The sequence below is a fragment of the Polaromonas sp. P1_G2 genome (assembly GCF_056405515.1).
The window spans coordinates 20,197-27,899 of record NZ_JBFUBY010000030.1 but is presented as its reverse complement, the minus strand read 5'-3'; the positions used below and the strand labels follow the sequence as shown (position 1 = coordinate 27,899).

The window sequence follows — 7,703 nt, the reverse complement described above, 5'->3', positions numbered from 1 at the left end:
CAAAAAAGGCAGGTAGGGTTGCAGTGCATCGAACATCCAGCGTTGGCGGGCGAATTTGGGTGTCGGCACATAATCGCGCCCCCGCATCACCAGCTTGCCTATGCCCGGCATGGTGGCCGTCAGTTCATCGGCCAGTGCCTTGAACGTCATGGAGTCTTCGCCGGTTGACACGTGATAGCAGTCATGCGCCAGTTCGTCCTTGAGCAGCATCTCGGCGAAAGCGCCGGCAATGTAGTCCACGGGCGCAAAATCGAGCCTGGCCAGCGGGTCGAGGGGAACGTCCCCGAGTTCGGCCATCACGGGAATCGACCACAGCATGTTGCGCGAGAGCTTGGCGTCGTCAATGCCGCGCGACAGCACAATGCCGGGGCGCAGGCTGACGAAGGGGTTGCCGCTGGCGCGTAACAGGGTTTCGGCATCGCGCTTGGACCGGATGTAGTCATTGGCATAGCCGGCGAAAGGCATGTCTTCGGTGATCACGCCGCGCGGTTCGGTGGTGACCGCGGCCGTGCCGACGAAAAAGCCGCGCTGCGAGGGGCGCAGATTTTTAAGGATGGCGGAAAAATGCTCGGCCGCCTTGAGATTGATAGGGTAAACCCCTGCGCCGGGCTTGAAGGAGGTGCTGGCTGCCGAGTGCAGGATCACGTCGGCGGACTGAAGCACGGCGGTGCTCAGGCCAAAATTGGGCTCGATGACATCGCCTGCCTCGGCGGATACCATGTCGGCGAACTCGGGTTTCCACAGAACGCTCTTTTTCAGGCGCTCCAGGAGGCGGTCACGGGCTTGGTTCGAATCGGCGGCGCGCACCACTGCGGTGCTGTAGACGCCGCGCGCGGCCAGAAGAAGCATTAACTCGCCGCCAATCAGGCCGGTTGCGCCCGAAAGCAGTACGCGTTTAGACATGTGAAGAAATGTAAAGCTAAGCCCGTAAGTATAAGCCAGCCCAGATGACAGGGCCGTAAAACCCCATTGGGTAAAACCGTCTAAATCCGCAAAAATCGCACGCTAGCCGGGCTTTTGCGGTGCCCTCGGGCCCGGCGGTTGTTTTTATTCGCCGGCCGGCGCGGGTGTGTCCGGCTTGGGCGCATCACCATGCTCGCCGCGCAACCGCCTGGTGGTGCGCCGGATGAAGTGCTCCAGGTCGTCGATATAGGTGAACACCGCCGGTACCACCAGCAGGCTGAGCACGGTGGAGGTGATCAGGCCGCCGATCACGGCAATCGACATCGGCGAGCGAAAGCTCGGGTCGGCCGCGCCGAAGCCCAGGGCGATCGGCATCATGCCGGCGCCCATGGCCAGCGTGGTCATGATGATGGGCCGCGCGCGCTTGTGGCAGGCGTCCAGCAGCGCGTCCCAGCGCGACATATTGTGGTCCCGCCGCGCCACGATGGCGTATTCCACCAGCAGGATGGAGTTCTTGGTGGCAATGCCCATGAGCATGACAAGGCCGATCAGCGAGGGCATGGAAAAGCTCTTTTGCGCGATCAGCAGGCCGACGAAGGCGCCGCCCAGGGACAACGGCAGGGCCGCCAGGATGGTCACCGGATGCAGGAAGTCCTTGAACAGCAGCACCAGCACGATGTAGATGCACAGCACGCCGGTCGCCATGGCCAGGATAAAGCTGCCAAACAATTCGCCCATCACTTCGGCATCGCCGATTTCAACCACTTTGACGCCCGCCGGCAGGTTCTTGATGGCCGGCAGCAGCTTCACGGCTTCGGTGATGTCGCCCAGGGCCCGGCCCGACAGTTCGATCTCGAATTTGACATTGCGCGAGCGGTCGTAGCGGTCTATGACGGCCGGCCCGCCGGTGACTTCCAGCGTGGCCACCTGCCCCAGCATGACCGGGCCGACGCCGGGCTTGACGCTGGGCACCGCCAGGCGCTCGAGCACGCTGAGGTCCTTGCGCGCCGCGTCGTCGAGCTTCACGACGATGGGCACCTGGCGCTGCGAGAGGTTGAGCTTGGACAGCGATTCCTCATAGTCACCCACGGTGGCGATGCGCAGCGTTTCGCCCATGGCGGCGCTGGTCACGCCCAGGTCGGCGGCGCGCGCGAAGTCCGGCTTGATGGCGATCTCGGGCCGCACCAGGCTGGCGCTCGATGAAATATTGCCCAGGCCGGGGATGGTGCGCAGGTCTTTTTCCACCGCCATCGCGGCGGTCTGCAGGGCATTGGCGTCCTCCGCCGTGAGCACCAGCATGTAGGCTTCGCCGGAGCCGCCCAGGCCGACCTTGCTGCGCACGCCGGGCAAGGACTCCAGCGCCGTGCGCATCTTGCTTTCGATGCCCTGCTTGCGCGGGCGCTCATTGCGCTCGTCGAGCAGCACGGTCAGCGTGGCCTTGCGGGTTTCGGCCGCGCCCTGCATGGCGAAGGGGTCGCCGCCGGCGGTGCCGCCGCCTATGGTGGTGTAAACGTTCTTGACGTGCTCGACCTTGCCGATGAGCTGGCGCGCATGCTCGGCCGAGGCCTTGGTCTGGGCCAGGGTGGCGCCGGGCGGCAGTTCCAGGTAGACCTGGGTCTGCGAGTTGTCGTCGGGCGGGATGAAACCCTTGGACAGCAGCGGGATCAAGGCCACCGAGCCGAAGAAGAACAGCGTGGCCAGGATCATGGTCTTCAGCCGGTGATGCAGGCACCAGGAGGCGGCGCGCATGTACCACCTCATCCATCCCGGGTCGGTGTGCGTGCCCACCACGGGCTTGAGGATGTAGGCCGCCATCATGGGCGTCAGCACCCGCGCCACCACCAGCGAGGCGAATACGGCCAGCGAGGCCGTCCAGCCAAACTGCTTGAAGAACTTGCCGGCCACGCCGCTCATGAAGGCGGTCGGCAGGAACACCGCTATCAGCGTGAAGGTGGTGGCCACCACGGCCAGGCCGATCTCGTCGGCGGCTTCCATGGCGGCTTCGTAGGGCGTTTTGCCCATGCGCAGGTGGCGCACGATGTTTTCCACCTCGACGATCGCGTCGTCCACCAGGATGCCTATCACCAGTGAGAGCGCCAGCAGCGTGATCACGTTGATGGAAAAACCCAGCATATGCATGCCGATGAAGGCCGGGATCACCGACAGCGGCAGCGCCACCGCGGAGACGAAAGTGGCGCGCCAGTCGCGCAGGAACAGCCACACCACCAGCACGGCCAGGATGCCGCCCTCATAGAGCAGGTGCATGGAGCCGTCGTATTCCTCCTGCACCGGCTTGACGAAATTGAAGGCTTCGACCAGTTCCACGTCGGGATGCTGCTGCTTCAGCTCGGCCAGCGCCGCCTGCACGGCCGCGCCCACCGCGACTTCACTTTCGCCGCGGCTGCGCGCGACCTCAAAGCCGACCACGGGCTTGCCGTCCAGCAGCGCTGCCGCGCGCGGTTCGGCGGTGGTGTCGGTCACGGTGGCGACCTGGTCCAGGCGTATGCGGCGGCCGTCGCTCAGTGCCAGCTCGATGCTGGCCAGTTCCGCGGCCGATTTCACCGTCGCCAGGGTGCGCATGGGTTGCTCGCTGCCGCCCAGGTCGGCGCGCCCGCCGGCGCTTTCCGTCTGCACCTGGCGCAACTGGCGCGAGATGTCGGATGCCGTGGCGCCCAGGGCCTGCAGCCGCGACGGGTCCAGCGCCACGCGCACTTCGCGCGACACGCCGCCCACGCGGTTGACCGCACCCACGCCGCGCACGGCCAGCAGCTTGCGAGAGATGTCGTTGTCGACAAACCAGGACAGCGCTTCGTCGTCCATGCGCGGCGAGCGGATGGTGAAGGCCAGCACCGGCTGCCCGGCAATGTCGATCTTGGAGACCACCGGCTCGCGCACGTCGGCGGGCAGGTCGCCGCGTACCTTGGACACCGCGGCGCGCACGTCATCCACGGCTTCCTGCACGGGTTTCTCGAGCCGGAATTCGGCGGTGATGGTCGCCCCACCGTCCTGTACCTTGGTATAGATGTGCTTGAGGCCCTGCACCGTGGCGATGGAGTTTTCCAGCTTGCGCGCCACTTCGGTTTCAAGCTGCGCGGGCGCCGCGCCCGGCAGCGAGGCCGTCACGGATACCGTCGGCAGGTCGATGTCGGGAAAGTTCTGTACCTTCATCGCCTTGAAGGACAGCATGCCGGCAAAGGTCAGCAGCACAAACAGCATGACCGCCGGAATCGGGTTCTTGATCGACCAGGAGGAGACATTCATGGCTTGCTCCTTACTTGCTGGCGGCCGGCGCCGGCTTGGCTGGGGCGGTGCCAGGCGTGGCGGGGACTGCATCGCTCACCCTGACCAGGTCTCCGTCGTTCAGGAAACCCGCGCCGCTGACGATGATGCGCGCGTCCGCGGCCAGGCCGGACGTGATCTCGATCCGGTCCCCGGCCAGCCGGCCGGTCTGCACCTTGAGCTGGCTGATGCGGTTGTCGGCGTTGAGCCGGAACAGGTAGTTGAAACCGTCGCGCACCACCAGTGCCGGCTGCGGCACGGTCAGCGCGGGCGTCTCGCCCAGCTCGAATTCTCCACGGGCAAACATGCCGGCCTTGGCCGGCGACGCCATGCCGGCGGAAACCGGCAGGTCCACATAGACCAGCGCCGCGCGGGTCTGCGGGTCCACGCTGGGGGCGATCATGCGCACCCGGCCCTTGAGCTCGGCCCCGCTGGCGGCCAGCACCCTGGCCGTCGTGCCGGCCTTGATGCGGCCCAGCTCGGCCGAGGTGACTTCCGCGCGCCACTCGAGGCGGCCGCCGCGTATCAGGCGGAACAGCTCGGTGCCCTGGGGCACCACCGAGCCGACGGTCGCGGTGCGGGCGGAGATCACACCGCTGTCGGGCGCCAGCACCTGGGTGTTCTTGCCGCGCAGCTGCTGCGCGTCGAGCACGGCTCTGGCCGCCTCGACACGCGCCTTGGCGGTCTGCTCGGCGGTGTTGTACTGGTTGATCTGCTGGTCGCTCAGCGCGCCGGAGCTGGCCAGGGTGCGCGCGCGCGCCGCGTTGTCGGCCGCGTCGGCCGCGGTGGCCTGTGCCTCGATCAGGCTGGCGCGGGCCTGCGCGGTATCCGCCAAGACGCTGTCGCCCGAGAACACGGCCAGCACCTGCCCGGCTTTGACCTGGTCGCCGACGTTGGCCTGCACCTGCACCAGCCGCAAGCCGTTGGATTCCGATCCGATCACCGCCTCCTGCCAGGCGGTGATGTTGCCGTTGGCGCTGAGCTTGACCGGCAGGCTCATTTGTTGCGGCAGCGCCGTGGCGACAGTCAGGGCCGGCTTGGCTTCGGGGTTGACATCGCCTTTGGCCTGCGACCTGGGGAGGAAGAAGGCGGCGCCGCCCGCAAGCAGTACGGCAGCGGCGATCAAGGCAATGGCAAAGGGGGTGGGCTTGAGTTTTGGCATGGTATGCAGGGGTTCTGTCATGGTGTCGGGTGATCGGGTTGCGGCCTCAGGGCGCGGTGATGGCGGCGGGCGTGAAGGGGGCGGAGACTTCCGAGGCCAGGGGCGGCACCGGCGGCTCGGTGGTGGTCCAGCCGCCGCCCAGTGCGCGGTACAGCGCGACCCAGGCGCTGCGGCGCTCGCGCTGCAGCGTCACCACATTGCTTTGCGCGGCCAGCAGCGTGCGGCGCGCGTCCTCGAGTTCGACCAGGCTGGCCAGCCCGCTCTTGTAGCGGGCTTCGGTGCCGGTGAAGGAGGCGCGGTAGCCCTGAGCGGCGACTCGCGCGTCCTCGTTGCGTTCGGCGGTGCTATGCAGCTTGACCAGCGCTTCCTCCACCTCCTGCACGGCCTTGCGCACGTTGGCGCGGTACTGGGCCGCGGCATCCTCGTAGCGCGCCTTGGCGGCTTCGACGTTGGCTTCGCTGGCGCCGCCGTCAAAGAGCGGAACCGTCAGCTGCAGCGGCCCCACCGTCCAGGTGTCGAAACGCTGTGTCGAAGCGCTGGTGCGGGACTTGGTGGTGAAGACCGAGCCGCTGAGGCTCAGCCTGGGAAAGCGTTGCGCGCGGGCGCTGCCCACTTCCAGGCGGGCCGCATCCACCTCGCGCGCCGCATTGAAGATGTCGGGCCGCTGGGCCAGCACCTCGGCGGGTACGCTGATCACCGGCGCCATGGACTCCTGTGTCAGGTCGACGGGCGCGCCGGCCAGTTTTTGCCGCAATGCGGGCTCGTTGATCGCGGTAAGCGCCACCAGCGCCTTGATGTCCAGGTCGCAAAGCGTGCGCTGCTGGATGGCGTTGCCGTGTCCTTCCGCGGCGCTGGCCCGGGCCMGCGCCGCGGTGGCGGGCGCCTGGAAGCCGGCCTTGGTGCTCAGGTCCGCGAGCCGCGAGGTTTCGGCCCGCGAGGCGGCGTCGGCGCGCGCGACCTCCAGCAGTTTTTCGCAGGCGCGCAGGCTGTAGTACTGCGTCGCGACTTCGGCGGCCATCGACACGCGGGCGGCATGCCAGGTCGCCTGGGCGCCTTCAAAGCGGTGCTGGTCGGCATCCCGGCTGGCCGCGTACTGGCCGAACAGGTCGATTTCCCAGGATGCCTGCAGGCCCGCCTCCAGGGTCGTGGCAATCGGCGGCACCGCACGGTTCACCGGCGCCGAGCGTCCGCGGCTCGCGCTGGCAACGGCATCCAGTGCGGGCAGCATCGCCGCATCCGAGGCCACGCGTGAAGCCCGCGCCTGCTCGATATTGGAGCGCGCCGTCGACACGCTGGGGCTGACCGCTTCCGCGGCCATGATCAACTCGACCAGCAAGGGGTCGTTTTGCTGCCCCCACCACCGGGACAGCCCGGCCAGGCTGCCGTCATGGGGCAAGGCCGAGGTGGTGCCCGGCGCCGCGGCGGGCAGGGGCGCTTGCCATTGCGTGGGAATGGGCGCGGCCGGCATGCGGTAGGGAGAAAGGTCGGTGGCGCACCCGGCCAGCAGCAGCGCGCAGGCGGCCAGAAGCCCCAGCGCCGGCAGGCGGGATGGCTTGCGCCGGAAATCAGGTTTTTTCATGGCTTGCGGTTTTCAGGCGCGGCGTACCGGCCGCGGGATGGTCGGGAAGGTGTTTTCGGCGCCCTGTTTCGACGGCGACCATGGCTTCAGCGTAAGCCACCAGGCTTTCGGCCCATTGCCCCACCGCGTCGGGCGCGCCGAACAGCTGCGGCCGGATTGCGTCCACCACCTCGCGGCTGATGAACATGTGGATCGCCAGCCCGGTGATGGAAAACGCCAGCCGATGCACCTCGTCGTCGGCTTTGGTGAGCCCCAGGTGGCGGCACAGCACCGTCACCAGGGCCGCGTGCGCGGGTTTGATGCCCTTGTCGATTTCTTCGGCCCAGAGCCCGGTGGGCTCCAGCATCTCGCGAAAGTGCAGCCGCGTCGAGAGCTGTACCAGTTCCCCCTGGCGCAAGGGCTCCAGGAAGCCCGAGAAAAACCCCTCCAGCGACTGGCGCAGCGTGAAGTGCGGCTGGTTGTACAGCGCGATGTCGTCGCGCGCGCTGCCCAGCGGCTCGGTGAACACAGCGCGGTAGAGCCCGGCCTTGTCGCCGAAGTAATAGCTGACGGCCGCCACGTTCGCACCTGCGGCCTGGGCGATGTCGCGTATCGAGGTCTTGGCAAAGCCTTTTTCGGAGAACAGGCGCAGCGCCGTGTGCAGCAGGTGTGTCCTGGCGTGGGCGCCGTCGGAACGCTGCTTGCGGGTTTCGCCTTCGGGGCCGGCGGCGCGCGAGGCTGTTTTGGGGCGAGGAACGGCATTCATGTGCCCGCATTAAAGCACATGAATCAAACAAATGA

At 67.3% G+C, this 7,703-nt stretch carries 5 protein-coding genes; all 5 read right to left on the bottom strand.

All coding sequences use genetic code 11. The features are described 5' to 3' along the window. Positions 1 to 903 (bottom strand): SDR family oxidoreductase (locus tag AC1D0P_RS05385; RefSeq protein WP_477675758.1); only part of this gene is annotated, 903 nt, incomplete at its 3' end. Between the two features lie 144 nt (positions 904 to 1,047). Further along, positions 1,048 to 4,164, bottom strand: a complete 3,117-nt coding sequence (locus tag AC1D0P_RS05380; protein ID WP_477675757.1) for an efflux RND transporter permease subunit — start codon at positions 4,162 to 4,164, stop codon at positions 1,048 to 1,050. 10 nt (positions 4,165 to 4,174) lie between these two features. Further along, a complete protein-coding gene (locus tag AC1D0P_RS05375; protein ID WP_477675756.1) occupies positions 4,175 to 5,365 on the bottom strand; it encodes an efflux RND transporter periplasmic adaptor subunit in 1,191 nt (396 codons plus the stop codon). A 25-nt stretch (positions 5,366 to 5,390) separates the two neighbouring features. Further along, positions 5,391 to 6,923: an efflux transporter outer membrane subunit gene (locus tag AC1D0P_RS05370; protein WP_477675755.1), complete on the bottom strand. Its 1,533-nt coding sequence runs from the start codon at positions 6,921 to 6,923 to the stop codon at positions 5,391 to 5,393. Further along, the gene (locus AC1D0P_RS05365) at positions 6,910 to 7,668 is read right to left on the bottom strand and encodes a CerR family C-terminal domain-containing protein (protein ID WP_477675754.1); all 759 of its coding nucleotides are present in this window, start codon (positions 7,666 to 7,668) and stop codon (positions 6,910 to 6,912) included. Before AC1D0P_RS05365 ends, AC1D0P_RS05370 begins: the two co-directional genes overlap by 14 nt. Between the last annotated feature and the right edge of the window lie 35 nt (positions 7,669 to 7,703).

Bases quoted from the DNA above. Each gene is read 5' to 3' on its own strand.
- AC1D0P_RS05365 (WP_477675754.1), bottom strand. From the start codon at position 7,668: ATGAATGCCGTTCCTCGCCCCAAAACAGCCTCGCGCGCCGCCGGCCCC.
- AC1D0P_RS05380 (WP_477675757.1), bottom strand. From the start codon at position 4,164: ATGAATGTCTCCTCCTGGTCGATCAAGAACCCGATTCCGGCGGTCATG.
- AC1D0P_RS05375 (WP_477675756.1), bottom strand. From the start codon at position 5,365: ATGACAGAACCCCTGCATACCATGCCAAAACTCAAGCCCACCCCCTTT.